This is a genomic window from Pseudomonas sp. GP01-A4 (assembly GCF_058780865.1).
In genome coordinates, this window is sequence record NZ_JBYSWF010000086.1 from 1 (window position 1) to 25,098 (window position 25,098).

Annotated in this window: 22 protein-coding genes and 1 pseudogene; 12 read left to right on the plus strand and 11 right to left on the minus strand. The window is 62.5% G+C overall.

Features of this window, described 5'->3' with window-relative positions; genetic code table 11:
- Positions 1-77: 77 nt before the first annotated feature.
- The 5 genes from AC3WKX_RS30785 to AC3WKX_RS30805 all read right to left on the minus strand — a co-directional run bounded on the left by AC3WKX_RS30785 (position 78) and on the right by AC3WKX_RS30805 (position 3,869).
- Positions 78-611, minus strand: coding sequence for a DUF3299 domain-containing protein (locus AC3WKX_RS30785; RefSeq protein WP_023659290.1), 534 nt, complete (start codon positions 609-611; stop codon positions 78-80).
- 78 nt (positions 612-689) lie between these two features.
- Positions 690-935, minus strand: coding sequence for a GlsB/YeaQ/YmgE family stress response membrane protein (locus AC3WKX_RS30790; protein WP_003213408.1), 246 nt, complete (start codon positions 933-935; stop codon positions 690-692).
- A gap of 103 nt (positions 936-1,038) precedes the next feature.
- Positions 1,039-2,124 (minus strand): 5-(carboxyamino)imidazole ribonucleotide synthase, encoded by a 1,086-nt coding sequence (locus tag AC3WKX_RS30795; protein ID WP_102370181.1) that lies wholly within the window; start codon positions 2,122-2,124, stop codon positions 1,039-1,041.
- A gap of 12 nt (positions 2,125-2,136) precedes the next feature.
- Positions 2,137-2,628, minus strand: coding sequence for a 5-(carboxyamino)imidazole ribonucleotide mutase (purE, locus tag AC3WKX_RS30800; protein WP_003213411.1), 492 nt, complete (start codon positions 2,626-2,628; stop codon positions 2,137-2,139).
- 332 nt (positions 2,629-2,960) lie between these two features.
- The gene (locus AC3WKX_RS30805) at positions 2,961-3,869 is read right to left on the minus strand and encodes a LysR substrate-binding domain-containing protein (protein ID WP_003213413.1); all 909 of its coding nucleotides are present in this window, start codon (positions 3,867-3,869) and stop codon (positions 2,961-2,963) included.
- A gap of 181 nt (positions 3,870-4,050) precedes the next feature.
- Here AC3WKX_RS30805 and aspA point away from each other — a divergent pair, with 181 nt between their 5' ends.
- The 6 genes from aspA to AC3WKX_RS30835 all read left to right on the plus strand — a co-directional run bounded on the left by aspA (position 4,051) and on the right by AC3WKX_RS30835 (position 11,694).
- Positions 4,051-5,475 carry an aspartate ammonia-lyase gene (aspA, locus tag AC3WKX_RS30810; RefSeq protein ID WP_003213415.1) on the plus strand — a complete coding sequence of 475 codons (1,425 nt, stop codon included), beginning with the start codon at positions 4,051-4,053 and terminating at the stop codon, positions 5,473-5,475.
- Between the two features lie 392 nt (positions 5,476-5,867).
- The gene (locus tag AC3WKX_RS30815; RefSeq protein ID WP_003213417.1) at positions 5,868-7,319 is read left to right on the plus strand and encodes an alanine/glycine:cation symporter family protein; all 1,452 of its coding nucleotides are present in this window, start codon (positions 5,868-5,870) and stop codon (positions 7,317-7,319) included.
- A 77-nt stretch (positions 7,320-7,396) separates the two neighbouring features.
- Complete coding sequence (locus AC3WKX_RS30820) at positions 7,397-8,374, plus strand: asparaginase (protein WP_087694602.1); 978 nt, start codon at positions 7,397-7,399, stop codon at positions 8,372-8,374.
- Positions 8,375-8,424: 50 nt separating this feature from the next.
- On the plus strand, positions 8,425-9,417 hold the full coding sequence (locus tag AC3WKX_RS30825) for an AraC family transcriptional regulator (protein ID WP_102604046.1): 993 nt from the start codon (positions 8,425-8,427) through the stop codon (positions 9,415-9,417).
- Positions 9,418-9,571: 154 nt separating this feature from the next.
- Positions 9,572-10,606, plus strand: a complete 1,035-nt coding sequence (locus AC3WKX_RS30830; protein WP_102604045.1) for a histone deacetylase family protein — start codon at positions 9,572-9,574, stop codon at positions 10,604-10,606.
- On the plus strand, positions 10,603-11,694 hold the full coding sequence (locus AC3WKX_RS30835; RefSeq protein ID WP_102604044.1) for a polyamine ABC transporter substrate-binding protein: 1,092 nt from the start codon (positions 10,603-10,605) through the stop codon (positions 11,692-11,694). The genes AC3WKX_RS30830 and AC3WKX_RS30835 overlap by 4 nt, the downstream gene beginning before the upstream one ends.
- 21 nt (positions 11,695-11,715) lie before the next feature.
- Here AC3WKX_RS30835 and pdxR read toward each other — a convergent pair whose 3' ends face one another.
- Positions 11,716-13,278, minus strand: a complete 1,563-nt coding sequence (pdxR, locus tag AC3WKX_RS30840) for a MocR-like pyridoxine biosynthesis transcription factor PdxR (RefSeq protein ID WP_102604043.1) — start codon at positions 13,276-13,278, stop codon at positions 11,716-11,718.
- Between the two features lie 90 nt (positions 13,279-13,368).
- Here pdxR and AC3WKX_RS30845 point away from each other — a divergent pair, with 90 nt between their 5' ends.
- From AC3WKX_RS30845 to AC3WKX_RS30855, 3 genes are read left to right on the plus strand one after another with little or no spacing between them, the layout of a single operon-like run.
- Complete coding sequence (locus AC3WKX_RS30845; protein ID WP_102604042.1) at positions 13,369-14,004, plus strand: FMN-binding negative transcriptional regulator; 636 nt, start codon at positions 13,369-13,371, stop codon at positions 14,002-14,004.
- A complete protein-coding gene (locus tag AC3WKX_RS30850; RefSeq protein ID WP_003213433.1) occupies positions 14,001-14,447 on the plus strand; it encodes a GNAT family N-acetyltransferase in 447 nt (148 codons plus the stop codon). The genes AC3WKX_RS30845 and AC3WKX_RS30850 overlap by 4 nt, the downstream gene beginning before the upstream one ends.
- A gap of 13 nt (positions 14,448-14,460) precedes the next feature.
- Positions 14,461-15,132: a GNAT family N-acetyltransferase gene (locus AC3WKX_RS30855; RefSeq protein ID WP_102370186.1), complete on the plus strand. Its 672-nt coding sequence runs from the start codon at positions 14,461-14,463 to the stop codon at positions 15,130-15,132.
- Positions 15,133-15,333: 201 nt separating this feature from the next.
- Here AC3WKX_RS30855 and AC3WKX_RS30860 read toward each other — a convergent pair whose 3' ends face one another.
- Entirely contained in the window at positions 15,334-15,609 is a 276-nt protein-coding gene (locus AC3WKX_RS30860; protein WP_087694596.1) for a helix-turn-helix domain-containing protein, read from the minus strand.
- 87 nt (positions 15,610-15,696) lie between these two features.
- Here AC3WKX_RS30860 and AC3WKX_RS30865 point away from each other — a divergent pair, with 87 nt between their 5' ends.
- Positions 15,697-18,669 (plus strand): autotransporter outer membrane beta-barrel domain-containing protein, encoded by a 2,973-nt coding sequence (locus tag AC3WKX_RS30865; RefSeq protein WP_102604041.1) that lies wholly within the window; start codon positions 15,697-15,699, stop codon positions 18,667-18,669.
- 111 nt (positions 18,670-18,780) lie between these two features.
- Positions 18,781-20,109, plus strand: a complete 1,329-nt coding sequence (locus AC3WKX_RS30870) for an autotransporter outer membrane beta-barrel domain-containing protein (RefSeq protein ID WP_102604040.1) — start codon at positions 18,781-18,783, stop codon at positions 20,107-20,109.
- Between the two features lie 70 nt (positions 20,110-20,179).
- Here AC3WKX_RS30870 and oadA read toward each other — a convergent pair whose 3' ends face one another.
- Together oadA and AC3WKX_RS30880 are read right to left on the minus strand one after the other, a co-directional pair.
- Positions 20,180-21,988 (minus strand): sodium-extruding oxaloacetate decarboxylase subunit alpha, encoded by a 1,809-nt coding sequence (gene oadA, locus AC3WKX_RS30875; protein ID WP_102370189.1) that lies wholly within the window; start codon positions 21,986-21,988, stop codon positions 20,180-20,182.
- An 11-nt stretch (positions 21,989-21,999) separates the two neighbouring features.
- Entirely contained in the window at positions 22,000-23,415 is a 1,416-nt protein-coding gene (locus AC3WKX_RS30880; RefSeq protein ID WP_003213442.1) for an acetyl-CoA carboxylase biotin carboxylase subunit, read from the minus strand.
- A gap of 194 nt (positions 23,416-23,609) precedes the next feature.
- Between AC3WKX_RS30880 and AC3WKX_RS30885 the strand changes: the two genes are divergently transcribed.
- The gene (locus AC3WKX_RS30885) at positions 23,610-24,584 is read left to right on the plus strand and encodes a LysR family transcriptional regulator (RefSeq protein WP_102604039.1); all 975 of its coding nucleotides are present in this window, start codon (positions 23,610-23,612) and stop codon (positions 24,582-24,584) included.
- On the opposite strand, the gene AC3WKX_RS30890 is transcribed toward AC3WKX_RS30885, so the two are convergent.
- Both AC3WKX_RS30890 and AC3WKX_RS30895 read right to left on the minus strand, forming a co-directional pair.
- Positions 24,514-24,711 carry a PA3496 family putative envelope integrity protein gene (locus tag AC3WKX_RS30890; RefSeq protein ID WP_076013218.1) on the minus strand — a complete coding sequence of 66 codons (198 nt, stop codon included), beginning with the start codon at positions 24,709-24,711 and terminating at the stop codon, positions 24,514-24,516. The two genes, AC3WKX_RS30885 and AC3WKX_RS30890, sit on opposite strands and share 71 nt — an antisense overlap.
- Before the next feature lie 222 nt (positions 24,712-24,933).
- Positions 24,934-25,098 (minus strand): annotated as a pseudogene (locus tag AC3WKX_RS30895) (transcriptional regulator); the annotation flags it as partial.

Genomic DNA, 25,098 nt, shown 5'->3' on the forward strand with positions numbered 1-25,098 from the left:
GTTCCAGTTAGTGCATGTGCTGACTGACACACCGCATTCGCGAGCAAGCCCGCTCCCACATTAGGTGCTGCGTCAGATCAGAGATCCGATTCCTTGACCGCCCGCACCTTCCCCGCATCCAACGCATACGCCGCATCGGCCAGGTCATTGTTGACCTTCTCCACCTTCAGCGTGCCCGTCACCCACAGCGGCGTGTAGATGTCATCCAGCTTCAAGCCCTTGGGATAACGCACCAGCACCAACTGGTTGGGCGGCGGTGGCGGAACGTGGATGCAGGCGCCCGGATAAGGCACCAGGAAGAACAGCGTGCTGCGGCCCTTGGCGTCGGTTTCCAGCGGCACGGGGTAGCCGCCAATGCGAATATTCTTGCCGTTCATGGCAGCCACCGTCTTGGTGGAATACATAACCGCCGGCAAACCCTTGCTCTGCTTCAGGCCACCCTTTGCGGTGAACGTGCCTTGGGCTTCCGGGGAGTTGTGGTCGATTTCCGGCATTTCTTCGAGGGCTTTCTGGTCCGACTTGGGCATCAGTTCCAGCCAGTCGGTTTCCGGCAGTTCGCCAGCGTGGGCCAACCCGGTGCATAGAAGAAGGGATAACAGGAGACGGCGCATGGAGGGGCTCGGCAAGGATTACAGTGCCGGCATTCTAGCCCTCTGCGCCTGCGCAGCGCAGAGGGCTTGGTCGCTAAATTACTTCTTTTTCAGCAGACCGTAGATCACCAGCAGCACCACGGCACCCACCAGCGCACCAATGAAGCCTGCGCCCTGGCCCGCCTGATAGATGCCCAGTGCCTGGCCACCATAAGTCGCAACCAGCGAACCGGCGATACCCAGCAGGATGGTCATGATCCAGCCCATGCTGTCGTCGCCTGGCTTCAGGAAACGCGCCAGCAGGCCGACGATCAAACCGATAAAGATGGTCCCAATGATACCCATGGCATTTCCCTCTGATTGAAGTGAATTGAGTCAAAGCCTAGTCAGACTTTGGCTTCCTGCAATCAGAGGGTGGCGGGTACCAATGGTTCCGCCCGGCCTTGGGTTATTGCTCGGCGATCAGCGCTTCGACCTTGAGGATCTGCGCTTGCAGCGTCGCGCGATCCTTGCAGCGCAGGTTGGCGTGGCCGACCTTGCGCCCGGCCTTGAACGCCTTGCCGTAGTGATGCAGATGGCAGTCATCAATAGCGATCACGCGATCAACCGGCGGCACCACGCCGATGAAGTTGAGCATGGCGCTCTCGCCGACTTTTGCCGTGGAGCCCAATGGCAAGCCCGCTACCGCCCGCAGGTGGTTTTCGAACTGGCTGCACTCGGCGCCTTCGGTGGTCCAGTGACCGGAGTTGTGCACGCGCGGGGCGATTTCGTTGGCCTTGAGGCCACCGTCGACTTCAAAGAACTCGAACGCCATCACGCCGACGTAATCCAGTTGCTTCAGCACACGGCTCGAATAATCTTCGGCCAGGGCTTGCAGCGGGTGATCGGTGCTGGCCACGGACAGCTTGAGGATGCCGCTGTCGTGGGTGTTGTGCACCAGCGGGTAGAAACGCGTTTCGCCATCGCGGGCACGCACGGCAATCAGCGAGACTTCACCGGTGAACGGCACGAAGCCTTCCAGCAGGCAGCCGACGCTGCCCAGTTCGGCGAAGGTACCGACCACGTCGGCGGCGGTGCGCAGGACTTTCTGGCCCTTGCCGTCGTAACCCAGGGTGCGGGTCTTCAACACGGCCGGCAGGCCGATGGAGGCGACCGCGGCGTCCAGGTCAGCCTGGGACTGGATGTCGGCGAAAGCCGGTGTCGGGATGCCCAGGTCCTTGAACATGCTCTTCTCGAACCAGCGGTCACGAGCGATGCGCAAGGCTTCGGCGCTCGGGTATACCGGCACGAACTGCGACAGGAAGGCCACGGTTTCAGCCGGGACGCTTTCAAACTCGAAGGTCACCAGGTCGACTTCATCGGCCAGCTGGCGCAGGTGATCCGGGTCGCTGTAGTCCGCACGCAGGTGTTCACCCAGCGCAGCCGCGCAGGCATCTGGTGCCGGATCCAGGAAAGCGAAGTTCATCCCCAGCGGCGTACCCGCCAGGGCCAGCATGCGGCCCAGTTGGCCGCCACCGATTACACCGATTTTCATCAATCAACCACCTCAGGCAATGCGTGGGTCTGGATTGTCCAGGACGCTGTCTGTCTGCTCAGCACGGAATTTTTTCAGCGCCGCGTGGAACTGCGGGTGCTTGGCGCCGAGGATGCTGGCGGACAACAAGGCAGCGTTGATCGCGCCGGCCTTGCCGATCGCCAGGGTAGCCACCGGAATACCGGCGGGCATCTGCACGATGGACAACAGCGAATCCACGCCCGAGAGCATCGACGACTGCACCGGTACGCCCAGCACTGGCAGGTGAGTCTTGGCCGCACACATGCCTGGCAGGTGAGCTGCGCCGCCGGCACCGGCGATGATTACCTCGATGCCACGGGATTCTGCTTCATCGGCATACTGGAACAGCAAATCCGGAGTGCGGTGGGCGGAAACCACCTTCACTTCGTAGGGAATGCCGAGTTTTTCCAGCATATCGGCGGTGTGGCTAAGGGTGGACCAATCGGACTTGGAGCCCATGATCACGCCAACCAATGCACTCATCGTCGTGCCTCTTCTCTCTGGGCGCCCGCAGGCGCGTCAAAAAACAACAAGCCACGCGGGAAATCCAGCGTGGCTTGTTGTACGAATTAAGGCCGGTTGGACCGGCCGAAGGCCGCGCAGTATACCGTAATAACGCAGATAAACAGCCCCTGGAATGACCATCTGTCTTACACCGCAAACAGGCGGTTTTATTGACTTCCAGGTCAGCGAACACACCAGAAAACTAATGTGGGAGCGGGCTTGCTCGCGAATGCGGTGGATCAGCCACAGATGGGTTGACTGACACTACGCTTTCGCGAGCAAGCCCGCTCCCACATTTGATCTGTGTGGGCTCAGGTATTCTGCGCCGCGCCGCCTTCCAGCTTGCGCCACAACAACCGCACGTTCGCCTTGCGCACCAACGCACAGCGATACAACCGGATCTCCAGCGGCACATGCCATTGCGGGCCGCCGCACACCACCAACTCACCCCGGGCCAGCTCGGCGCGCACGCTCAACTGCGGCACCCAGGCAATGCCCAAGCCCTCAAGGGCCATGCTTTTCAGGCTGTCGGCCATGGCCGTTTCGTAAATCGTGGTAAAGCGCAGCGCCCGCTGGCGCAGCAGCAGGTTTACCGAGCGCCCCAGGAAAGCTCCGGCGCTGTAGGCCAGCAGCGGCACGCTGCCCTCGCCTTCCAGGTCGAACAACGGCTTGCCGTCGGCATCGGCGGCGCACACCGGCAGCATCTCGGTGTTGCCCAGGTGCAGCGACGGGAAGATCTCCGGGTCCATCTGCATCGCCGCATCCGGGTCGTAGAACGCCAGCATCAAATCGCAGCCGCCTTCGCGCAGTGCATGCACGGCGTCGCCCACGTTGGTGGCGACCAACCGCGTGGCGATGTTCAGCCCTTCGTTGCGCAACTGCGCGATCCAGCGCGGGAAGAAACCCAGGGCCAGGGAGTGCGCCGCCGCCACTTGCATGACTTCACCCTGCCCGCCTTCCAGGTGATGCAGGTGGCGCAGCACCTCGCCGAGCTGCTCGACCACGGTCCGCGCGGTGACCAGGAACAACTGCCCCGCCGCCGTCAGTTCGACCGGCGTGCGCGAGCGATTGACCAGGGTCAGCCCCAGCGCCGCCTCCAGGCTGCGGATGCGCCGACTGAACGCCGGCTGGGTGACGAAGCGCCGCTCAGCCGCCTGGGAGAAGCTGCGGGTGGCAGCCAGGGCGCTAAAGTCTTCCAGCCATTTGCTTTCAAGGTTCATCACATCCTCCCGGGGCACGCACCATTTTGGCACACACGTCCGTCATGGTAACGGGGTCACACCGACATTATGCCGTTTATGCATAGGCCAGTGTTTAACAGCATTGGCCCAAAATCTCCTGCAAGCCTAGCATTCACAGCGTTCCGGCCTAGCCCGGGTCCATATCGAGATGATTTCCGTCATGTCCTCCGCTGCATCTTTCCGCACAGAAAAAGACCTGCTTGGCGTACTCGAAGTACCCGCTCAAGCGTATTACGGCATCCAGACCCTGCGAGCGGTGAACAACTTCCGTCTCTCGGGCGTTCCGATTTCGCATTACCCGAAATTGGTGGTCGGCCTGGCAATGGTCAAGCAGGCAGCTGCTGACGCCAACCGCGAGCTGGGCCAACTTAGCGAAGCCAAGCACGCTGCCATCAGCGAAGCCTGTGCCCGTCTGATCCGCGGCGATTTCCACGAAGAGTTCGTGGTGGACATGATTCAAGGCGGCGCTGGCACTTCAACCAACATGAATGCCAACGAAGTCATCGCCAACATCGCGCTGGAGGCCATGGGCCACAGCAAGGGCGAATACCAATACCTGCACCCCAACAACGACGTGAACATGGCGCAGTCGACCAACGACGCGTACCCGACCGCGATCCGCCTGGGTCTGCTGCTGGGCCACGACGCGCTGTTGGCCAGCCTCGACAGCCTGATCCAGGCGTTCGCTGCCAAGGGTGAAGAATTCAGCCACGTCCTGAAAATGGGCCGTACCCAGCTGCAAGACGCCGTGCCGATGACCCTCGGCCAGGAATTCCGTGCCTTCGCCACCACCCTCGGTGAAGACCTGGCCCGCCTGAAGACCCTGGCACCTGAGCTGCTGACCGAAGTGAACCTGGGCGGCACCGCCATCGGTACCGGCATCAACGCCGACCCGCGTTACCAGGCCCTGGCCGTCCAGCGCCTGGCGACCATCAGCGGCCAGCCGCTGGTACCGGCTGCCGACCTGATCGAAGCCACCTCCGACATGGGCGCTTTCGTGCTGTTCTCCGGCATGCTCAAGCGTACCGCGGTGAAGCTGTCGAAGATCTGCAACGACCTGCGCCTGCTGTCCAGCGGCCCACGCACCGGCATCAACGAAATCAACCTGCCGGCGCGTCAGCCAGGCAGCTCGATCATGCCCGGCAAGGTCAATCCGGTGATCCCGGAAGCCGTGAACCAGGTGGCGTTCCAAATCATCGGTAACGATTTGGCGCTGACCATCGCGGCCGAAGGCGGCCAGCTGCAACTGAACGTGATGGAGCCGCTGATCGCCTACAAGATCTTCGACTCGATCCGCCTGCTGCAACGCGCCATGGACATGCTGCGCGAGCACTGCATCGTCGGCATCACTGCCAACGAAGCCCGCTGCCGCGAACTGGTGGAACACTCCATCGGCCTGGTCACCGCGCTGAACCCGTACATCGGCTATGAAAACGCCACCCGCATCGCCCGTATCGCCCTTGAAAGCGGCCGCGGCGTGCTGGAACTGGTGCGCGAAGAAGGCTTGCTCGACGACGCCATGCTCGACGACATCCTGCGCCCCGAAAACATGATTGCCCCACGCTTGGTGCCTCTGAAGGCCTAAGCGTTTGTTGCACCGCTCACCAGGTTGAGGGACTAGACACCTCTCACCTTTTGAGGGCCTGAAGGCTCGTTCTTCAGGCCCTTTTTTTTGCCTCAAGGTTGTGAAATGACGCCAATAAAAACTCCAAGATCGCCCAACAAACCCGCCTTGCCCGTAACGCCTTGGCTGAAACCTTTAATCGCCTCGTGCAGACGGATCACCCACTCCTAGGTATAGTGCCGCCCCTCTTCGCGTCAGCGGTCGTCGGTAACGAGACCCTGGGAAGCGCGAAACCGCATGAATAACAACACCCGCAAAAGGATTGGGGTCGAAGCGTCGTGCACTGCCTGGTGCCGAGCGATGCGTCGGACCGTCCTGCGTTTGCCATTAGAAAAATCAGCGAGGAACACTCCATGCTAGAAGTCATCAACGACTTCCTCTCAGGGAAAGTATTGATCGTGCTCATTGTCGGGCTCGGTGGTTACTTCACGATCCGCTCGCGTTTCGTTCAGTTGCGTCACTTTTTCCACATGTTTTCGGTGTTTCGCGACAGCCTGAAAAGCAGCGCCGGCCAGCTCAGTTCGTTCCAGGCGCTGATGCTCAGCCTCGCCGGGCGCGTGGGTGCCGGCAACATCGCAGGCGTCGGCATTGCCGTGACCCTGGGTGGCCCGGGCGCCGTGTTCTGGATGTGGGTCACCGCACTGGTGGGCATGTCTTCGAGCTTTATCGAGTGCTCCCTCGGCCAGCTCTACAAACGCACCGACGCTGAAGGCACCTACCGTGGCGGCCCGGCGTATTACATCCAGCACGGCCTGCACAAACGCTGGCTGGGCATGGTGATGGCGTTTCTCCTGCTGGTGACTTTCGGCTTCGCCTTCAATGGCCTGCAAGCCCACGCCGTAACCCACTCGCTGAACAACGCATTTGGCCTCGACACCACCTACACCGGCCTGGCCCTGGCGGTGTTGCTGGGCCTGGTGTTCATCGGCGGGATCAAGCGTATCGCCTCGATCGCCGACCTGCTGGTGCCGGTCAAGACCCTGGTCTACATCGCGGTGACCCTGTACGTGATCGTGCTGCAATTCGACCACGTGCCGGCCATGCTCGCGACCATCGTCAAGAGCGCTTTCGGCCTCGACCAGGCCTTCGGTGGCCTGGTGGGCAGCGCGATCATCATGGGTGTGAAACGCGGCGTGTTCGCCAACGAAGCCGGCCTGGGCAGTGCGCCTAACGTGGCGGCAGTCGCCTCGGTTGAACACCCGATCGCCCAAGGCGTGGTTCAGGCGTTCAGCGTGTTCCTCGACACCTTCGTCATCTGCACCTGCACCGCGCTGCTGATCCTGCTCTCGGGCTTCTACACCCCGGGCTTTGAAGGCGACGGCATTGCCCTGACCCAGAACTCCCTGGCGGCGGTGGTGGGTGACTGGGGCCGGATGTTCATCTCGGTGGCCCTGGCGTTGTTCGTGTTCACCTCGATCATGTACAACTACTACCTCGGCGAGAGCAACCTGCGCTTCATCGTGGGCGACAACCGCAAGGTGCTGATGGGCTACCGCGCGCTGGTGCTGGTGCTGATTTTCTGGGGTTCCATCGAGAACCTGAGCACCGTGTTTGCCTTCGCCGACATCACCATGACCATGCTGGCGTTCGTCAACCTGTTCGCCCTGGCGTTCCTGTTCAAGATCGCCATGCGCATCCTGAATGACTACGACGGCCAGCGTGCTGCGGGCATCAAGACCCCGGTGTTTGATTCCAGCAAGTTCCCGGACCTGGACCTGGACCGCAAGGCCTGGCCGGCAAATCCGGTGAAGCCTGAGCCAGCCGCTCAAGCGACGGCAGAACTTAACGCTCAAGCGCAACGCTAAACCTAGATAGATGACACGCCGCCCGGCCTTGGGCATGCTCTGGGCCCGGCGGCGTTTTTCGTTCAGGAGATTCTTCAATGCAACCAGCCAACAACGTCATGGTGCTCTACACCGGCGGCACCATCGGCATGCAGGCCAGCGCCAACGGCCTGGCCCCCGCCTCGGGGTTTGAAGCGCGCATGAGCGAAGCCCTCGCCCAACTGAATATGCCAGCCTGGCGCTTTCGGGAAATGTCCCCGCTGATCGACAGTGCGAACATGACCCCCGCCTATTGGCAGCGCCTGCGCGCCGCCGTGGTTGAGGCGGTGGACGAGGGTTGCGACGCCGTACTGGTGCTGCACGGCACCGACACCCTGGCCTACAGCGCCGCGGCCATGAGTTTCCAACTGCTGGGCCTGCCCGCGCCGGTGCTGTTTACCGGCTCGATGCTGCCGGCCGGTGTGCCCGACAGCGATGCCTGGGAAAACGTCAGCGGTGCGTTGGCAGCCCTGGGCCAAGGCCTGGCGCCTGGCGTGCAACTGTACTTCCACGGTGCACTGATGGCCCCGACCCGTTGCGCGAAAATCCGCAGTTTTGGTCGCCACCCGTTTGCCGCGTTGCAGCGTAACGGCGGCGTCGCCCAAGCCGAGTTGGTTCCGGCGGCGCTGCATTACCGCCAGGCCAAGGCGCTGGCCAATGTGGGTGTGCTGCCACTGGTGCCGGGCATCGCCGCCGCGCAATTGGACGCGTTGATCGACAGCGGCATCCAGGCGCTGGTGCTGGAATGCTTCGGCAGCGGCACCGGGCCGAGCGACAACCCACAGTTCCTCGCCAGCCTGCAGCGCGCGCAGGATAACGGCGTGGTCGTGGTGGCAATCACCCAATGCCATGAAGGCGGTGTGGAGCTGGACGTGTACGAGGCCGGCAGCCGCTTGCGGGGCGTCGGGGTGTTGTCAGGTGGCGGGATGACCCGTGAAGCCGCGTTCGGCAAGCTCAATGCGTTGATCGGCGCCGGGCTGGACACCGCCGAAATCCGCCGCCTGGTCGAACTCGACCTGTGCGGCGAACTGAGCTGACCGGCATATAACTTGCTCCTCTTCCAGCCATCCCCTGGCTGGAAGCACCCATGTTGCACTCCCACCTCACCACCCTCAATGCCGTCTCGTTGGTGCTCAATACCTTCAAGGCCGAAGGCCAACCCGCCGAGGCCTTGCTGGCCGGCAGCGGTATTTGCGCGGCGGACTTGAGCCGCGCCGACACCCGCATCACCACCAACCAGGAGATGCGCGTGTGCGCCAACGCCGTGGCCCTGCGCCGGGATATCGGCCTGGAGCTGGGCCGGCAAATGCACGTTTCTTCCTATGGCATGCTCGGTTACGCACTGCTCACCAGTGCCACCTTCGGTGACGCTTTGCGCCTGGCGCTGCGGTATCCGGCGCTGCTGGGAACACTTTTCGAGCTGGACCTTGAGGAAGACGGCACGCGCATCTGGTTCAGCGCCGCGGATTACCGGGAAAATCCGGCGCTGGAAATGTTCAACGTCGAACTCTGCCTGGCCTCGTTGAAGGTGATCTGCGACGACCTGCTGGGGCATGCCCTGCCGCTGCTGGGGGCGCGCTTTGAACACGACGCCCCGGATTACCGCGCACGGTACGCCGAAATCTTTGCCTGCCCGCTGCAATTCGGCGCCATCGCCAACGCGTTTGCCTTCGACCGAAGCTGGCTGGACCAGCCCCTGCCATTAGCCGACGCCGTCACCCACCAGGCCATGGCTGAGCGCTGCCGCAAGCAAAACACCGAGTTCACCGGGCGCCAGGCCTGGCTGGGCAAGATTCGCCACCTGCTCGCCAGCCAACTCAGCGCCGCGCCGGGCCTCGACGGCCTGGCCGAGCAGATGAACTGCTCCCCGCGCACGCTACGCCGGCACCTGCATGACTTGGGCTGCAGCTATCAGGAGTTGCTGGACGAGCTACGCTTCGAGCGGGCCAAGCGATTGCTGGGCGAGGATGAGCTGCCCATTTACCGAATTGCCGAGGCGCTGGGCTTCAGCGAAACCGCGAGTTTCCGTCACGCCTTTGTCCGCTGGAGCGGCGTCGCACCCAGCCAGTTCCGCCCCTGAAGCCACTTGCTGGGGCACGGCCGCGCCATTTCGGGGCGAATTGCGGTCACACACTTTGGCCATATTTATCCCCTTTTGGCCGCTCCTGCCATTCTCATTAATCCCACCCGCCGCAAGACTGGACTCACCGATTCAGCCTGCGGAGAACAACAATATGCTGACGATCTACTCGGACGATCACCACCTGCACCATGGCCGGTGCGAGTTGATGGACGGGCAACTGATGCCGTGTTTCGAAATGCCCTCGCGCGCCGACCATGTGTTGCAACGGGTCAAGGACCGCGAACTGGGCCCGGTGCAAGCGCCTGAGGATTTTGGCCTGGCGCCGCTGCAACGTATTCACAGCCCCGCGTACCTGGACTTCTTCAAAGGCGCCTGGCAACGCTGGACGGCATTTGGCCAGGACGGAGACTTGCTGCCCTACACCTGGCCCGCACGCACCTTGCGCCGGGTCATCCCCACCAGCCTGCACGGCCAGCTCGGCTATTACAGTTTCGACGGCGGCGCGCCGATCACCGCCGGCACCTGGCAAGCGGCCTACAGCGCGGCGCAAGTCGCTCTCACCGCGCAACAGGCGATCCAGCAAGGCGCCCGCAGTGCCTTCGCCCTGTGCCGTCCGCCCGGGCACCACGCCGCCAGCGACTTGATGGGCGGATATTGCTACCTCAACAACGCGGCGATCGCAGCCCAGGCGTTTCTCGACCAGGGCCACACAAAGGTGGCCATCCTCGACGTGGACTACCACCACGGCAACGGTACCCAGTCGATTTTCTACGAGCGCGACGATGTGCTGTTCACCTCGATCCACGGCCATCCGGAGGCGGAATTTCCGTTCTTCCTGGGCTACGCCGACGAGTTGGGCGAAGGCGCCGGTGAGGGTTTCAACGTCAACTATCCGTTGCCCGCAGGTTCTGGCTGGGACCGCTGGAGCGCCGCACTGGAGCAGGCCTGCGGGGATATCGAGCGCTACGGCGCCGACATCATCGTGGTCTCGCTGGGCGTCGACACCTTCAAGGACGACCCTATCTCCCAGTTCAAGCTCGACAGCCCCGACTACCTGGCGATGGGCGCGCGAATCGCCCGCCTCGGCAAACCGACGCTGTTTGTGATGGAAGGCGGCTACGCCGTGGAAGAAATCGGCATCAATGCCGTCAACGTTCTCGAAGGTTTTGAGGGATTCGCCCAATGAACATGCTCAAGCATCTCGTCCTCTGCGCCGCCGTGCTGAGCGGGGCCGCGCACGCCGAAGAAAGAACCCTGCGGGTCTACAACTGGTTCGACTACATCACGCCCAAGGCCCTGGAGGATTTCAAGGCGCAGAACCCCAGCGTCAAGCTGGTCTACGACATCTTCGACACCAACGAAGCCCTGGAGGCCAAGCTGCTGACCGGCAACTCCGGCTATGACGTGGTCGTGCCCTCCAACGTGTTCCTGGCCAAGCAGATCGAAGCCTCGGTGTTCCAGCCGCTGGACCGCAGCAAACTGCCCAACTGGAACCACCTCGATCCCAAGTTGATGAAGCTGATCGAGGCCAACGACCCCGGCAATAAATTCGCCGTGCCCTACATGTACGGCACCATCCTGATCGGCTTCAACCCGGACAAGGTCAAGGCCGCGCTGGGGGCCAACGCCCCCGTGGACAGCTGGGACCTGATCTTCAACGTCGAGAACATCAGCAAGCTCAAGCAATGCGGCGTGGCGCTCCTGGATTCGCCGTCGGAAATCCTGCCCCTGGCCCTGCAACACCTGGGACTGGACCCCAACAGCAGCAACCCGGCGGACTATGTCAAAGCCGAAGCACTGCTGATGAAGATCCGCCCGTACATCACCTATTTCCACTCGTCCAAGTACATGGCTGACATTGCCAACGGCGACATCTGCGTGGCGGTCGGCTATTCCGGCAGCTTCTCCCAGGCCGCCAACCGCGCCAAGGAAGCCAGGAACGGTGTGACCGTGGACATGCGCCTGCCGAAAGAAGGTGCGCCAATCTGGTTCGATATGCTCGCAATCCCCAAAGGAGCCAAGAACCCGGAAGACGCCTACGCCTTTATCAACTACCTGCTGCAACCGGGCGTGATCGCGCCGATCAGCGATTTTGTCGGTTACCCCAACCCCAACAAGGACGCCACCGGGTTGGTGGATCCGGCGATTCGCAACAATCCCAACCTGTACCCGACCGAGGCGGCCATGGCCACGCTGTATACCCTCAAGCCCCTGGGACGTGACGCCGAACGTGCCAGGACCCGCGCCTGGACCAAGATCAAGTCCGGCACCTGATCGGTTGCCGCCGGTTGCGCCTCAGTGCGCAACCGGCGCGCGCCAAACCTGGCCCAAGCGCTTCAACGCCTGGCTGATCTGTGCCTCGGGCACAGCAGCAAACCCCAATACCAATCCGGCACGCTGATCCTGCGGCGTGAGTGAGTCCGGCAACCAATAGTTGCTCAAGCCATTGATCTCCACACCCACCGCCGCCGCCTGTTGGATCAGCGCCTGTTCCCGCGCCAGGCTGTCGACCCGCACGGTCAGGTGCAGCCCGGCCGCCACCGACGGCAGGCGGCCAACGCCTTCAATGTCGGCGGGCCATTCGGCCAATAGCGCATTGAGCCGGCTCTGCGCGGCGCGGCGCATGCGGCGTACATGGCGCTGGAAATGCCCGGTCGCCATGAACTCCGCCATCACCGCCTGGGTGCTGACTTCCGAGTGGCGCACGTCCACCGCGCGGCGCCGGGCAAAGGCCTGGACCAGGCCGACCGGCAACACCAGGTAGCCCAGGCGCAGCGCCGGAAAGGCCACCTTGCCGAAGGTCCCGACATACAGCACCCGCCCCGTGCGATCGAGGGCCGCCAGTGGCGCCAGGGGCGCGCCGCTGTAGCGGTACTCACCGTCGTAGTCATCCTCGACGATCCAGCCGCCCGTACGCTCGGCCCAGGCCAGCAGTTCCAGGCGCCGGGCCAGGCTCATCACCACGCCGGTGGGGTATTGATGGGACGGGGTGACGTAGGCCAGGCGGCAACCGCCGAGGCGGTTCAAGGCAGCGCAGTCGATGCCCTCGCTGTCCACCGTCACGCCATGCAGTTGGCCACCCGCCACCGCGAACGCATGGCCTGCTGCCCGATACCCCGGATTCTCGATGGCAACCTCATCGCCGGGCTCCACCAGCAGCTGTGCACAAAGGCTGATTGCCTGCTGCGCACCACTGGTGATCACTATTTGCTCAGCCGTGCACTGCATGCCGCGAGAACTGCGTAGATAGGCCGCAATCAATCCACGCAGGCGCGCGTCGCCCGCCGGGTCGCCATAACACAGTTGCTGCAAGTCCGGCTTGCGCCAGAAAGCCGCATTCAGCTTGGCCCACACGTCAAACGGGAACAGATCGAAAGCCGGTACGCCCACCCGGAAGGCCCTCGGCGGACCACTGGGCGGAAGCGCCAAATGGTTGTTTTCCACCCGCGCCAGCGCACCGCTGTGGATAACTTGACTGGACGAAAACACAGGTAACTCCGGCCGTTTTGTGGATAAACCTGGGGATAAGCCTGTTGATAACCCTGTGGACACTTTTGTGGATAGTTTTTTTGCGGGCGTCGGCGTCTGCGGCAATTGCGCCACATAGGTGCCATCACCCACGCGGCCTTCGATAAATCCTTCGGCATACAGTTGGTCGTAGGCGCGAACCACACTGTTGCGCGAGATCGACAGTGCCGCCGCCAGGTCACGGCTGGCGGGGAGCCGGGTGCCACTGACCAACCGGCCATCCAGTACCCGCTGGCGCAGCGCCTGATAGAGCTGGCGGGTGAGTCCCTGGCGGCGGTCCAACTCGATACCCGCCGGGTTGAACGAGAGCGGTGGTTCTAACGCAGGCATGGAATTGGACCTATAAAATTGACTGTAGATGGCTCTTACAACGAACCAATAGCCTGCCTAGGATGCAAGCATTCGCCAAGGAAAATCTTCATGTACACACCACGCGCCTTTGCCCTCGATGACTTGCCTGAAATCCAGCAACTGATCCAGCACACGCGCCTGGCGCAACTGGTGACCTTGGGCGAACAAGGCCTGCAAGCCAGCCATTTGCCGCTGCTGCTCAACCCTGATGAAGGGCCCAACGGCACCCTTTACGGGCACATGGCCAAGGCCAATCGCCAATGGCAAGACCTGCAAAATGGCGGCGAGGCCCTGGTGATTTTTGCCGGGGCCGAGGCCTACGTCAGCCCGTCGTTCTACCCGGCCAAGGCCGACCACGGCAAAGTGGTGCCGACCTGGAATTACATCGCAGTACACGCCTATGGCACCGGCGAAGTGTTCACCGATGCCGAGCGCCTGCTCGAACTGGTCAGCGCCCTCACCGACCGCCATGAAGGCAATCGCGCCCAACCCTGGAAAGTCAGCGACGCCCCGGCCGACTACATCGACGGCATGCTCAAGGCCATCGTCGGCTTTGCCCTGCCGATCCAACGCCTGGAAGGCAAACGCAAACTCAGCCAGAACCGCAGCCCGGCGGACATCGCCGGCGTTCGCGACGGCCTGGCCGCCAGCACCGACGTGCGCGACCAGACCCTCGCCCGCTTTATTCCCAAGGAGCCAACATGAGCCAGATCGAAATCCGCCAGGTCAGCGCCGCCGACCACGCCGCTTGGTTGCCCCTGTGGCAAGCCTACCTGCGCTTCTACAACACCGAACTGCCCGACGCCGTCAGCCAGAACACCTGGCAACGCTTGATCGACGCCAATGAGCCGACCCACTCGGCCCTGGCCTGGCAGGACGGCAAGGCCGTAGGCATGGTCAATTTCATCTACCACCGTTCCAACTGGAGCATCGAGAACTCCTGCTACCTGCAGGATTTGCTGGTAGATCCGGCCCAGCGCGGCACCGGCGTCGGCCGCAAGCTGATCGAATTCGTCTACGCCACCGCCAAGGCCGACGGTTGCTGCAAGGTCCACTGGCTGACCCACGAGACCAACGCCACCGCCATCCAGCTGTACGAACGCATCGCCGAACGCCCCGGTTTTATCCAGTTTCGCAAAGGTCTTTAAGGAGAAGCACAGCATGACGACATCATTGGCCGACTGGAAAGGTGTCCCGGCGCCCACCGTCACCCTTATCGAAGGGCGCTTCGTGCGCCTGGAAAAACTCGACCCCGCCCGCCACGGCGATGACCTGTTCAACGCCCTGCAAGGCCCCGGCGCGGATCCGAAGCTGTGGGACTATTTGCCTTACGGCCCATTCCCCGAGCGCGCCGCCTTCGACGCCTGGCTGAACAACCACGCGTCCCACAGCGACCCGTACTTCTTCAGTGTGATCGACAAGGCCAGCGGCGAGGTGCAAGGCATCCTCAGCCTGATGTCCATCGTGCCCGAGCAAGGCCGCATTGAAATCGGCCACGTGACCTTCGGCGCCCCGATGCAACGTTCACCGAAAAGCACCGAGGCGGTGTACCTGCTGGCCAGGCACTCGTTTGAGTTGGGCAATCGTCGCCTGGAGTGGAAGTGCAACAACGCCAACGCCCGCTCCAAAAACGCCGCCGAGCGTTTGGGTTTCAGTTTTGAAGGGGTGTTTCGCCAGCACACCGTGGTCAAGGGCCGCAACCGGGATACGGCGTGGTACTCGATCCTGGATGGGGAATGGCCGGCGATTGGGGCGGGGTTTGAGCGGTGGCTGTCAGATGCCAACCAGACCGGTTCGGGACAGTTGAAAACGCTGGTGGAATGCCGTACCTAAGCCACCCTGCCACCCCCTGACAAATGTGGGAGCGGGCTTGCTCGCGAAAGCGGCGTATCAGTCACAAATGTATCAACTGACCCACCGTCATCGCGGGCAAGCCCGGCTCCCACATTGTATCTTCAGCGTATCCGGGCCTTGTGCTCAGCCGAGGCGAATAGGCGAGCATCTATAGATCAAACACCACGCCATCGCCTTTTCCTACAAGCTTCTGCGAACCTTCACCACTCCCATCTTCAACCCAAACGGCCTGAACACTGCGTTCAACGACTTCAGCGTCTGATTGCCCTCGCCATGTTCGATATGCACCAGCGTGCGTACAGAGATTTTGCACATCTTGGCAAACTGGCTCTGATGCAGCCCAGTGACTTCCGTTCGCAGCCGGCGTACCGCCTCGGCTATTTCCAGCGTTCCCTCGGCCAATGCATCCTGAATGCTTTCGATCAACCGGGTTCGTTCTTCAACCGTCAGGCTCATTTCAATCCCCGTCACCTCCTCGCCATCATTCTGTAAAAAACCTCCGCTATATAGGTCGACTCTTTTCCAAAAACAAGGTCGCCCGCCATGCCCCCTTCGCCCCAGCGCCTTGCGCTCACTCTCGGCCTGCTGGTCAGCAGCGGTTTTGCCGATGCGGCGCCCGCGCCAACCAAGACGCTGCAGATCGACACGCCCACCACCACCGGGCAAACCCTGGGTGGCAGTGACTCGTTGACGATTTCGGCACCGGGCAGCATTACGACTTCCAAAGTCGCGGTGACCTTGAAAGACGGCACCAGCGGCAGTGGTGTGCTGATCGACAACTCCGGCAGGATTACTTCCACCGGAGGTCGGGCCATCGACAGCAGCGGCGACCTCACCGGCGCGCGCAACTACAGCATCTACAACCGCGCCGGGGGCGTGATCCAGGGCGCCAACGACGCGCTGCGCATCGACAGCAATTTCGCCAGCGGCAGCCTGTTGATCGACAACAGCGCCACCATTCGCTCCGCCACCGGCCAAGGGCTGGACCTGGATGCGATCCGCAGCTCCAACGTCACCACCACTATCATCAACCGCCAGGGCGGGCTGATTCGCGGTGACGCCAGCGACGGCATGAAGACCGGCGGCAACGCTACGATCACCAACTACGGCGAGATTTCCACCGGCGACACCCACTCGCGCGATGACAAATTCGACGGCGTCGACATCGACTCCGCTACTGGCGTGACCGTCACCAACTACGGCCTCATCTCCGGCGGCCGCCACGGCATCACCACCGACCTGGGCGCCACGCTGACCAACTACGGCACGGTAATCGGCCGCAACGGCTCGGGTTTTGGTTCCGACGGCGATGGCACGGTGATCAACCACGGCACTATTACCGGCGCATTTTCCGGACTGCAGCCGGACGGCGATGGTGACGGCGTGGACATCGACAAGATCGCCCACATTGAAAACTACGGCATCATCCAGGGCGTCGGCGCCGGTGGTGTCGACAAGAACGGCTTTGCCAACGGCAGCGAAGGCATCGCCCTCGGTGGTGGCTATGTGTTCAACGGCGTGGGTGCATTGGTAAGCGGTGCCAACAACGCGGTGCTGGTGGACGACGGCAGCGACGGCCCGGGACTTGCTGCAACCACCCTGATCAACCATGGCACCATTCAGGGCCTGAACGGCTTCGGCGTGAAGTTCGTCGGCGAGTTTGCCGACACGGTGGTCAACGCCGGCTTGATCAGCGGCAGCAACGGCCTGGCCCTGGATTTGGGCGGCGGCGATGACACGCTGACCCTGCTCGGCGGCAGCCGCTTTGTCGGCGTGGTGGATGGCGGCACCGGATATGACCGCGTGATCATGGACGACGCCGCCGGCGGCAGTTTTGGCGACAGCCGCAACTTCGAATGGCTGGACGTGAAGCAAGGCACCTGGACCCTCACCGGCAGCGGCGACTTCAGCGACGGCGGCGAGATTTTCAGCGGCGCCAAGCTGATCAACCAGGGCGGGATCGCTGGCAACCTGACCGTCGATGAAGGCGGTATCTATGCCGGTGGCGGCAGTGTCGGCAGCCTGTTGGTCAAAGGCACCTTGCAGACCAGCACCGCCCTCGGCACCGCCAGCATCACCCGCGACCTGACGATGACCAGCGGCTCGACCCTGGCCTATGGCGTGAACGCCGACGGCAGCAGCGCACCGGTCCAGGTCGGCGGCACCGCGTACCTGAATGGCGCGACCCTGGCGGTCAATCCCGGCACCGGCACCTACCCGTGGCAGAGCCACTACACGGTACTGCAGGCCGGCAGCATCAATGGCACGTTCGGCAAGGTCACCAGCGACTATGCCTTCCTCACCCCCACCCTGGATTACAGCCCTACCCAGGTCGGCCTGACCTATTCCCGCAATGACGTGGCGTTCAATCAGTTCGCCAACACCGGCAACGGCACCCGCGCCGCCAACGCCCTGGCGAGCCTGGGCAAGAACAACGCGTTGTACAACGCCTTGCTCAACACCACCAACAGCAGCGCCGGTGCCGCCATCGAGCAATTGGCCGGCAGCAGCACCGCCAACCTGACCAGTGCCACCCTCGGCGCCAGCGCCCAGGTCGGCAACAGCATGTTGAACGCCATGCACCAACTGGGCGGCGGTGCCGGACTGCTGGTGGGCCTTGATCAAAAAGACACACCCGTACTGGCCGCCACCGGCGTACCCGCCGAAGCCCGTAACCTCAACGACCCCAATGCCCGGGGCCGCCTGTGGCTGCAAGGTATCGGCAGCTACGGCAAGCTCGACGGCGACCACGGCAGCAATGGCCTGACCCAGCGCACCAAAGGCAGCGTGCTGGGGGCCGACTGGGCGCTCGATTCGGACTGGCGCGTGGGCGTGCTGGGCGGTTATTCGAAGACCGACCTGGACACCACCGGCGTCGACGGCAGCGTCGACAGCTGGCACGCCGGCGTCTACGCCATGCGCCAGAGCGGACCGCTGGCCTTGCGCCTGGGTGCTGCGTACAGCGGGCACCAGGGAGACAGTAAACGTACGGTGGCCTTTGACGGTTTCAACGATCGGCCCAAAGGTGACTACGACGCCAACAGCCAACAAGCCTTCGCCGAACTGGGTTATGCCATGGGCAGCGGGCGCCTGAGCGCCGAGCCGTTCGCCAACCTCGGCTACCAGCGCTACCACCGCGACAGCTACAACGAAAAAGGCGGCGCCGCCGCCCTGCATGTCGACGGGCAAACCCAGGACAATTTCAGCAGCACCTTCGGCCTGCGCCTGGCGCACTTGAGCCAGCTGGACAACGGCATCAGTCTCACGCCGCGGGTCAGCGCCGGCTGGAAACACACCTACGGCGACGTGGACAGCAGCACCCGCCAGGCCTTCCTGATGGGCGGCACCGCGTTCAACGTCGAAGGCAGCGCCCTGGACCGCGACAGCCTGTTGCTGGAAGCCGGGCTGGATATAGGCCTGTCGGCACGCCATACCCTCGGCGTGGGCTACAGCGGCGAAATAGGCAGTAACAGCCGCAATCACGGGCTGATCGGGCAATGGCAGATGAGTTTTTAATCGCGGCCCACTAGAGACATCTCTGGCAGGCAAAGGGTGGATGGCCTGACATTTATCCGCCCTTTACCCCGCTAGATTTCCCGACCTCATACATCAAGAGGTCGGACCTGCATGCCACTCCTTCAGAAACAACTCGCACTCGCCATCACCTTCGCGCTGGGTGCCACCAACGCTCAATTCGTCCAGGCGCGAGGGGACATCGACCCAGACAGCGAGTGGTTCATCCCGGCGCCAGAGGTCGGCCAGCAAGGCCATCAGCGCCCCAAGCCACCCAAGCCCACTCCCGACTTTTACTTTACCGACCACGCCACCACCCGTAACGGCCAGCAGGTTGCCCGCGTACTGGACTCTGCCGTGGACACCCTCATCAAGTCGGGCGAACTCAATGACTGGGAGGAGTACGAACTGGACAATATCGCCCGGGAACTTGGCAGGCTGGCACCGGGCCGTGTGGGTGCAGTTCTGGAGCAGCTGGCAGGCAGCCAGAACGCCAACCTTGGCGCCGCCACTCAAGACAGCATGAAACAGCTCAACAGCAGCCTGCTTTCAGTCATGCGCCGGACAGGCGACGAACGCAACCTTACGGATGCCGAAGGCAATGGCCACGTATGGCTCCAGGCCCTGGGCAACGCTGGCAAGCTTGAAGGACAGCACGGTAGCGTGGGCCTGCAGCAACACACCCAAGGCCTGATGCTGGGCGGCGACTGGGCAGTGGCCGATGCCTGGCGGGTGGGTGTGATGGGCGCCAAGTCCGCCAGCGACCTGAACGCCAAACGCTTCAAGGGCGAACTGGACAGCTGGCACCTCGGCGGTTACGCCGTGCGTCAGGACGGCCCCCTTGCACTGCGCCTGGGGGCGATCTACAGCAGCCATGCCGGCCAAACCCAACGCACCGTAGACTTTGATTTCGTTGAGCGCCGCGAGCAGTCCAAAGGCAAATACAACGCCCAAAGCCAGAACGCTTTCGCCGAGCTGGGCTATCAACTGGACAAGGGCAGTTTCAGCGTCGAACCCTATGCGGGGATCGGCTACCAGCGCTATCACCGCGACCGCTACAAGGAAAAAGGCGGCTTTACAGCGCTGAATGTCGGCGCCCAGACCCAGGAAAACCTCAGCAGCACCTTCGGCTTGCGCCTGGCCAGTGCCTTCACGCTGGACAACCAAATGGCCCTCAAGCCGCACCTGAGCACAGGCTGGAAGCACCTCTACGGTGACGTGAGCAGCACCGTGCGCCAGTCCTCCGCGTGGGTAAAACGGCCGGGCTTCAACAGTGACTTCACCATCGAAGGCACCTCCCTGGACCGCGACAGCCTGGCGCTGCACACCGGAGTGGACCTGGCGCTGTCGACCCGGCACACCGTGGGCCTGGCCTATACCGCCGAGGTCGGCACCCACAGCAGTAACCAGGGTTTGCTGGGCCAGTGGACCCTGGCGTTCTGATTATTGCGGGCGAAAAAAAAGGGGGCACATGCCCCCCCGAGGATTAAGCGGTAGTTTCGAAGGCTGTTGATCAGCCTTCGATTTCAATCAGGATTTCACCCGGGTTGACCCGGTCGCCCTTGGCCACGTGTACGGCGGTGACCTTGCCGGCGATCGACGCCTGTACTTCGGTCTCCATCTTCATCGCTTCAGTGATCAACACAGCCTGGCCGGCCTTCACCACGTCGCCTTCCTTGACCAGCACGTCGACGATGTTGCCCGGCATCGCCGTGCTGACATGGCCTGGCGCGGTGGCGTGCTTGCGCTTGCTGCCGCCACTGCTGACAAACTCGTTGAGCGGCTCGAACACCACTTCTTCCGGCATGCCGTCGATGGACAGGTAGAAGTGGCGCTTGCCTTCGGCCTTGACGCCCACCCCGGTGATGTCCACGCGATAGCTTTCGCCGTGCACGTCGATCACGAACTCGGTCGGCACACCTTCACCACCGGCACGGGCCACGCCGCCGGCTTCAGGAATCGGCAACAGCACTTCAGGGCTCAAGGTGCCAGCGTCGCGCTCTTCAAGGAATTTGCGCCCGATGTCCGGGAACATCGCGTAGGTCAGTACGTCTTCTTCGGACTTGGCCAACGCGCCGATTTCGCCGCGCAACTTGGTCATTTCCGGCTTCAGCAGATCTGCCGGGCGATGGTCGATCACCTCTTCGCTGCCGATGGCCTGGCGCCGCAGTTTTTCATTCACGGTGCCCGGCGCCTTGCCGTAGCCGCCTTGCAGGTACAGCTTCACTTCGTTGGTGATGGTCTTGTAGCGCTCGCCGGCCAGCACGTTGAAGAACGCCTGGGTACCGACGATCTGCGAAGTCGGGGTGACCAGCGGCGGGAAGCCAAGGTCTTCACGAACCCGCGGGATTTCGGCCAGCACTTCGCTCATGCGGTTCAGCGCGCCCTGCTCTTTCAGCTGGTTGGCCAGGTTGGAAATCATCCCGCCCGGTACCTGGTTGACTTGCACGCGGGTGTCGACGGCGGTGAATTCGCTTTCGAACTGGTGGTACTTCTTGCGCACAGCGTAGAAGTACAAACCGATTTCCTGCAGCAGTTCCAGGCTGAGGCCGGTGTCGAATTCGCTGCCTTTGAGGGCCGCGACCATCGACTCGGTACCCGGGTGGCTGGTGCCCCAGGCGAAGCTGGAGATGGCGGTGTCGATATGGTCGGCACCGTTTTCAATGGCCTTGAGCTGGCACATCGAAGCCAGGCCCGCAGTGTCGTGGGAGTGGATGAAGATCGGCAGACTCTGCTCGGCCTTCAGCGCCTTGACCAGCTCGCCGGTGGCGTATGGCGTCAGCAGGCCGGCCATGTCCTTGATCGCCACCGAGTCGCAACCCATGGCTTCCATTTGCTTGGCCTGGGCCACGAACGCCTCGATGGTGTGCACCGGGCTGGTGGTGTAGGCGATGGTGCCCTGGGCATGTTTGCCGGCGGCTTTTACCGCTTCGATGGCCACTCGCAGGTTACGCACGTCGTTCATCGCGTCGAAGATGCGGAACACGTCGATACCGTTGACAGCGGCCTTGGCGACGAAGGCTTTGACCACATCGTCGCTGTAGTGGCGGTAGCCCAACAGGTTCTGGCCACGCAGCAGCATTTGCAGGCGCGTGTTGGGCAACGCCGCGCGCAGTTTGCGCAGGCGCTCCCACGGGTCTTCTTTCAGGAAGCGTACGCAGGCGTCGAAGGTCGCGCCGCCCCAGACTTCCAGGGACCAGTAGCCGACTTTGTCGAGCTTGTCGCAGATCGGCAGCATGTCGTCGGTGCGCATGCGGGTTGCCAGCAACGATTGGTGGGCGTCGCGCAGGATGGTGTCGGTTACGAAGATCTTCTTGCTCATTCTTATATTCCTCACAGGCCTGCGTGGGCGGCGATGGCGGCGGCGATGGCCAGGGCCAGCTCTTCGGGTTTGCGCTTGATCGAGTAGTTGGTCAGCTCAGGGTGGCTTTCCACAAAACTGGTGTTGAACTGGCCGCTGCGGAATTCCGGGTTGCGCAGGATTTCCTGGTAATAGGCGGCGGTGGTCTTCACGCCTTGCAGGCGCATGTCGTCCAGGGCGCGCAGGCCGCGGTCCATGGCTTCTTCCCAGGTCAACGCCCACACCACCAGCTTCAGGCACATCGAGTCGTAGAACGGCGGGATGGTGTAGCCGGTGTAGATCGCCGTGTCGGTGCGCACGCCGGGACCGCCGGGTGCGTAGTAACGGGTGATCTTGCCGAAGCTGGGCAGGAAGTTGTTCTTCGGGTCTTCGGCGTTGATGCGGAACTGCAACGCAAAACCCCGGTGCTGAATGTCTTCCTGCTTGACCGACAGCGGCAGGCCCGACGCAATGCGGATCTGCTCACGCACAATGTCGATGCCGGTGATTTCTTCGGTAATGGTGTGTTCCACCTGCACCCGGGTGTTCATCTCCATGAAGTACACCTCGCCCTCGGCGAGCAGGAACTCCACGGTGCCGGCGTTCTCGTAGCCCACGGCCTTGGCCGCGCGCACCGACAGGTCGCCGATGTAGGCACGCTGTTCAGGGGTCAGCTGGGGGCTTGGGGCGATCTCGATCAGCTTCTGGTTACGGCGCTGGATCGAGCAATCGCGCTCGAACAGATGCACCACATTGCCGAAGCTGTCACCGAGGATCTGCGCCTCGATGTGCTTGGGATTGACGATGCATTTTTCCAGGAACACTTCCGCCGAACCGAAGGCCTTGGTGGCTTCGGAAATTACCCGGGGGAAGGCTTGTTCGAGTTCTTCACGGCTGTTGCAGCGACGGATACCGCGACCGCCACCACCGGAGGTGGCCTTGAGCATCACCGGGTAACCAATGCGGTCGCCTTCGGTGAGGGCTTCAGCGATGTCGGCAACGTTGCCTTCGGTGCCCGGGGTCACCGGTACGCCGGCCTTGATCATGCTGCGGCGGGCTTCGGTCTTGTCGCCCATGCGGCGAATCACTTCTGCGGACGGGCCGATGAACTTGATCCCACGTTCGGCGCAAATGTCTGCCAGCTCGGCGTTTTCCGAGAGGAAGCCGTAGCCGGGGTGCAGCGCGTCGCAACCGGTTTCCACCGCCAGGTTCACCAGCTTGCGCGGGTTCAGGTAACCGGCCAATGGCTCGGCACCGATGCTGTGGGCTTCATCTGCACGCTTTACATGCAGGGCATGGCGATCGGCATCGGAATAGACCGCGACCGAACGAATGCCCATCTCGGCGCAGGCACGCACGATACGTACGGCAATCTCACCACGGTTGGCGATCAGGATCTTTTTTATCACTTGGAAATTCCCTTGAGCCGATTGCTACCTACTTCGACCCTGGAAGCGGGTCGGCGCGTGACCAAATGTTTCATGGCAGTCGCGTGACACACACTATGCCCCTGCAGGGATTAACAAAAATCAATAATTATTGGGTTGTGTATAAGCAAAGACTTATAGTCGTCGCATCAAGGGTCGGCGGGAGTGTTTGAACTATGCGTAAGTCATTGATGCGTATGACATTGCGTCAATTGCAGATTTTCAATGAAGTCTGTGATTTGCGTTCCTACAGCCGCGCAGCCGAGGAAATGTCCCTCACGCAACCGGCCGTTAGCCTACAAATCAAGCAGCTGGAAGAGCTGCTGGGCCAGCCATTGTTCGATTACGTCGGCAAAAAGCTCTATATGACTGAAGCTGCTGAAGCCTTGCAACGGGCCAGCCGGGACATTTTCGGCCGCCTGGAAAACCTCGATATGCAGCTCTCCGACATGCAGGGCTCGTTGCAGGGCCAGCTGAAACTGGCGGTGGAATCCAGCGCCAAGTACTTCGTGCCGCACCTGTTTGCCGCCTTCAAGCGCCAGCATCCGGAGGTCAACCTGCACCTGACGGTGGTCAACCGCGCCCAGGTGATTCGCCGGCTTTCAGACAACCGCGACGACCTGGTGATCATGTCGATGGTGCCCCAGGACATGGGCCTGGAATTCCTGCCGTTCCTGAACAACCCGATTGTCGCGGTGGCACCCCACGATCATCCGCTGAGCCATCAAGGGCCGTTGCGCCTGCAGGACCTTGAGCCTTACACGCTGCTGTTGCGCGAGCCGGGGTCCGGCACGCGGATGGCGTGCGAGGAGTATTTCAAGGAGAAGCGCGTGCACTTCACCCAGACGGTGGAAGTGTCTTCGGCCGAGGCGCAGCGCGAGTGCGTGACCGCCGGGTTGGGCGTGGCGCTGCTGACGCGCCACGCGGTCAACCTGGAACTGGCCACCGGCGGGCTCAGGGAGCTGCCGGTGGAAGAACTGCCGCTTTACCGCAGTTGGTGCCTGGTGCAGGCCAAGGCCAAGCGCCTATCACCGGTGGCCCATGCATTCCTGGGCTTTATCCGCAGCGAGCGGCTGCAGATCAGCGCGCTGGCTGAGCGCTTCGCTGGGCAGCTGCGGGTGCCTGCCAGTGGAGTTCCGGATAGTCACTGATGCTCTGTTGCAATTGACGCTGATCGCAGCGGTCTTCAATTGCGCGACGGAAGGCCATGCGGCGCTGGTCTTCCTGCTGGCGGCGGGTCTTGACGGTGCTGTTGCTTTCTTCGTATTGCCGAGCCATTTCGAGTCTCCCAATGCGAGTAAGGGGAGTTCAGGATGGGCTCGGGCAATGACGGTTTAGCGGCATGGGGATGACAGGACGATGAATCTTGCGGGGCAGGACCCAATCAAAATGTGGGAGCGGGCTTGCTCCCGAATGCGGTGGGCCAGCCAGCATATTCAGTGACTGACACTCCGCATTCGCGAGCAAGCCCGCTCCCACAATTGGTCCGCGTACAAACTATCAGTCGTCGAGGGCTTTTACGGACTTGGGTGACAACCGAAGGCTGCGCAAGCTGCGCTTCACGCTCTTGAGGTGGTTGACCAGGCTCGGGCCGCGCGCCATGGCCACGCCCATCGCCAGCACGTCGATCACCACCAGGTGGGCGATACGCGAGGTCAGCGGCGT

Bases quoted from the DNA above. Each gene is read 5' to 3' on its own strand.
- AC3WKX_RS30815 (WP_003213417.1), top strand. From the start codon at position 5,868: ATGCTAGAAGTCATCAACGACTTCCTCTCAGGGAAAGTATTGATCGTG.
- AC3WKX_RS30830 (WP_102604045.1), top strand. From the start codon at position 9,572: ATGCTGACGATCTACTCGGACGATCACCACCTGCACCATGGCCGGTGC.
- AC3WKX_RS30805 (WP_003213413.1), bottom strand. From the start codon at position 3,869: ATGAACCTTGAAAGCAAATGGCTGGAAGACTTTAGCGCCCTGGCTGCC.
- AC3WKX_RS30820 (WP_087694602.1), top strand. From the start codon at position 7,397: ATGCAACCAGCCAACAACGTCATGGTGCTCTACACCGGCGGCACCATC.
- aspA (WP_003213415.1), top strand. From the start codon at position 4,051: ATGTCCTCCGCTGCATCTTTCCGCACAGAAAAAGACCTGCTTGGCGTA.
- oadA (WP_102370189.1), bottom strand. From the start codon at position 21,988: ATGAGCAAGAAGATCTTCGTAACCGACACCATCCTGCGCGACGCCCAC.
- AC3WKX_RS30795 (WP_102370181.1), bottom strand. From the start codon at position 2,124: ATGAAAATCGGTGTAATCGGTGGCGGCCAACTGGGCCGCATGCTGGCC.
- pdxR (WP_102604043.1), bottom strand. From the start codon at position 13,278: ATGCCTGCGTTAGAACCACCGCTCTCGTTCAACCCGGCGGGTATCGAG.
- AC3WKX_RS30870 (WP_102604040.1), top strand. From the start codon at position 18,781: ATGCCACTCCTTCAGAAACAACTCGCACTCGCCATCACCTTCGCGCTG.
- AC3WKX_RS30825 (WP_102604046.1), top strand. From the start codon at position 8,425: ATGTTGCACTCCCACCTCACCACCCTCAATGCCGTCTCGTTGGTGCTC.
- purE (WP_003213411.1), bottom strand. From the start codon at position 2,628: ATGAGTGCATTGGTTGGCGTGATCATGGGCTCCAAGTCCGATTGGTCC.
- AC3WKX_RS30850 (WP_003213433.1), top strand. From the start codon at position 14,001: ATGAGCCAGATCGAAATCCGCCAGGTCAGCGCCGCCGACCACGCCGCT.
- AC3WKX_RS30855 (WP_102370186.1), top strand. From the start codon at position 14,461: ATGACGACATCATTGGCCGACTGGAAAGGTGTCCCGGCGCCCACCGTC.
- AC3WKX_RS30885 (WP_102604039.1), top strand. From the start codon at position 23,610: ATGCGTAAGTCATTGATGCGTATGACATTGCGTCAATTGCAGATTTTC.
- AC3WKX_RS30860 (WP_087694596.1), bottom strand. From the start codon at position 15,609: ATGAGCCTGACGGTTGAAGAACGAACCCGGTTGATCGAAAGCATTCAG.
- AC3WKX_RS30835 (WP_102604044.1), top strand. From the start codon at position 10,603: ATGAACATGCTCAAGCATCTCGTCCTCTGCGCCGCCGTGCTGAGCGGG.
- AC3WKX_RS30785 (WP_023659290.1), bottom strand. From the start codon at position 611: ATGCGCCGTCTCCTGTTATCCCTTCTTCTATGCACCGGGTTGGCCCAC.
- AC3WKX_RS30790 (WP_003213408.1), bottom strand. From the start codon at position 935: ATGGGTATCATTGGGACCATCTTTATCGGTTTGATCGTCGGCCTGCTG.
- AC3WKX_RS30865 (WP_102604041.1), top strand. From the start codon at position 15,697: ATGCCCCCTTCGCCCCAGCGCCTTGCGCTCACTCTCGGCCTGCTGGTC.
- AC3WKX_RS30890 (WP_076013218.1), bottom strand. From the start codon at position 24,711: ATGGCTCGGCAATACGAAGAAAGCAACAGCACCGTCAAGACCCGCCGC.
- AC3WKX_RS30845 (WP_102604042.1), top strand. From the start codon at position 13,369: ATGTACACACCACGCGCCTTTGCCCTCGATGACTTGCCTGAAATCCAG.